This window comes from Anaerotignum lactatifermentans DSM 14214, assembly GCF_900142265.1.
Classification (GTDB): domain Bacteria; phylum Bacillota; class Clostridia; order Lachnospirales; family Anaerotignaceae; genus Anaerotignum; species Anaerotignum lactatifermentans.
The window spans coordinates 1-3336 of record NZ_FRAH01000131.1 but is presented as its reverse complement, the minus strand read 5'-3'; the positions used below and the strand labels follow the sequence as shown (position 1 = coordinate 3336).

The window sequence follows — 3336 nt, the reverse complement described above, 5'->3', positions numbered from 1 at the left end:
TTCATTTAACAAAGCGACCACATCTGCAACCGAAATCATTTCTCCGCAGTCCCAAATTTTTTCCATTACCTTCATTTCAGAATCACTAATATTTGCTTTCATCATTACCTCCATTTACTACGTTTTGTCGTTATTATTTTACTACAAATTGTCGTTTATTGTCAATGATTATTAAACACCATTTAGATGTAAAAAAATATTTTACCATTATATTGGTAATAATAAGCAAATCTCCCTCTTTCTTTGATAGGATATTACCAATGAGGTGTAAAATTATTTATGGACTCCATTTTTGATCGATTAAAAAATTTCTGGTGTTTCTGTAGATTAAATCCTTGATTTACCTATAATCTCTCAATATCTCGAATCCCTTTCCAAAAAATATATGTTAGAAAAACATTGAAAACATTGTTGACGATCTTTCTGTATTGAACAACGATAATCTTCTTTCTGTGATAAAATATATTGAATTTCTAAAAAATACACAAAACTCCAAATAGAACAATATCTACGTCAACTAGAACTTACGTTTTCTTTATTTTGTAAACATGTAACTGTTCAATGGAGTAGTTAACATTCCTAGCTCAAAATTGCTTATAGCATAGTCCTTGCCATAGGCATACTCGTATCACTCCATACACTTGTTCACTTTTAATGCTCTATGATTTTACGTAATAAAATATATGTTGCTCGTCTTTCCCCCTTTTTAGCTTCTTTTCGAATATAATCCTGTTTTAACAGTTCCTGTAGTGTTCTCTTAACTATACTCAAGGGTAAATTCAAATCTCTTGCTATCGTTTTTAATGATGGAAAACAACTTTGATCCCCTTTTTATGCCCTATCACAATGGTATTAATAAACTAAAACTGCTTTATTTGATATTTTGATTTCAATATTTCTATACACCTTCATTTTATCAATCATCGCACTTTGCCACGTCTTTCATAATTTCAGATATACTTTGGATACCATGCTAAATTTTGTTTCTTCTTCATATACTGGTCGTTTAACAGACTGCCAGAGGGGCCTTCTGGTAAGCCATACTTTTTTGCAATCATTTAAACTGAAGCATTTAAAACAAGCAATGACAATAAGCCCCCTTATGTAGGATAATAAAATCACATAAAGGGGCTTTGTTAAACTAAAGCAACCAAAAATTTATGTAGAACAGCTATATCTGTTCCACAAAGTTGTCCATATTATTAACTACTTAATAAGAAAACTTTTTAATACTGCCACTTGAAACATCTGAATTATCATAATAATATTTTAAAATTTCCCAGTAAGTATAACCTTTCTCTTTGTCTAAGTAATGGCTACCATTTTGTTTACAAACTCCACCATTTTTTCCACTATTATCATAATCACCTGCTCTATATGATGGATAAAAGAGTGCACCATCTGAATTCATCATGCCTTCCCCGTCAACAGCGTTTATCGCTTTGGTCGTATTACTCTTTTCTGTATTAGGTTTATAAACTTGGTCTGCCGTACTATCTTTTACATCAAACCCTTGACCATAATATTTATGATTATATACACGATACCAACCTACAAATTTAACACATTGTGCACCTGCTTTTAAAGATTCTTCAGGCCAAGCAGCTACCCATTCATTAGGCAAAACGTTCTTGCAATAGTCATAAAAATTAATTTTTTCTATGGTTTTTGAAGAAGTTCTATATACTCGAATCGTCTTTGGACGTTCATTTCCCTCCGGAGCAGCCATCGCGGAAACTCCATTAAAAACATTACTAATCAATTCTTTTGCTTGCTCTTCATTCATGTTTTCGTTATTGATTGCTAAAATTTCTCCTTTCATATTAACAAAAACACCATATTGCCTTAATTTTGCGACCTGAATAGCCCTTTGATAATCAGAAATATCGTTCTCTAGCACCAAAGTATCGACTTGTTCAACTAATTGAACTGGTGGTTGAGATGCTTCAATTAGTTTCCACTCACCATCTTCTTTCCCCCAAATCGTTAAAATAAAATTCAAGCCATCATAAATGTATTCACTTTCATTACCTTCAGCAACCTCAAAATTGACATTGAGTAAAAATACTTCTAAAGATCCACCATATAATTCTTTATACAAGGATAAATCTGTGTATGGAGCTATATCTTTTAATGCTACCGGCGTAAAGTTTTCAAGTTGCGCTTGTATAACAGCATAATAGCCTACTTTTTCTTTCTCAAATACAGGGTTACTATAGTATTCTTCTAAATCTCTTTTATCTGCTGCAGGTGATAGGCTAATAATCGTATCCCAATCATGACAATCTATAGCAGAAATATAAGATTCAATCTTTGTTGCAATTTCACTTACAGAATTATTTTCCGTTGCAAAAACAACACTATGAATATTAGTCAAACAGAAGACAACAACTAATATTTTCGCAAGCAGTTTTTTCATAGATTACTTCACCCTCCTTATAAAATAATTTTATTAGGTTAACCTGTTGTTATTTAATTTAAGAAAATGATTTCTTTTTCATTCCTAGAAAAATGATTAACCTATTTTCTATTGCATGCCTTTATTTTCGCTCTTAAACTAAAACATCAAAATACTATCCTTTCAAAAACTCTTTCACATTCTTCTTTTTTGGTATATAATGAAGAAAATACTATATTTATTACTTGATAAATCATGTTTTGTTAGTTATTTTACCCTGTTTGAAATTACTTTTGTGTTGGTCGCACTGCTCTGTTTTTCATGCAGGATATTCTTCACCCTCCTTTCTTTTTTCTTTTTTCATAAATATCCCTCCTTAAATTTCTAATAATTGTTTTCAACTATCAGTGTGTACATTTTGCCATAGTTACTACATTGATTACATCACCTTTCCAAATAGCTCCACAAACAGTACATTTTCTTCCTTCATAGTATGTAGTTTTACATGAGCCATCACTGTTTTTCTTATGCTCTTTTAATGTAATATCCACAATCTTATGTACATGCTGTGGTTCGATTTGGTTCTGCATTTGTTCAACCTTATTTTTAATATTATCATTATATATGATTTCATATGTAGTATCCTCTGTATCGCGTACATCAAACTTCACAAAGTTGCCCAAATCAGAAGGATTCTTACCTTTAAACTCAAGATCAGTCCTCATTTCATCTATCTGAATCTCTTCAAATTCTCCCAGTTTAGCTACCTGAACATTATTAGAAAACATCATATTGACTGGTATATCCGCCGCTTTAGCAACCACATTACTACAAGTCAGAGAGAATACTGCCAATGCCGAAACAAAAACCTTTCCATGTAAGCCATTTCTCTTTTTCTCTCCCATAATTTCTACAATCCTCCTTTTATAGTGTTTGAC

General features: G+C 31.6%; 1 protein-coding gene and 1 pseudogene. Both read right to left on the bottom strand.

Annotated elements, in window-relative coordinates; all coding sequences use genetic code 11:
* Positions 1–1210 precede the first annotated feature (1210 nt).
* On the bottom strand, positions 1211–2419 hold the full coding sequence (locus BUB35_RS17960) for a SpoIID/LytB domain-containing protein (protein ID WP_072853977.1): 1209 nt from the start codon (positions 2417–2419) through the stop codon (positions 1211–1213).
* A gap of 383 nt (positions 2420–2802) precedes the next feature.
* A pseudogene (locus BUB35_RS17955) lies at positions 2803–3336 on the bottom strand (hypothetical protein); the annotation flags it as partial.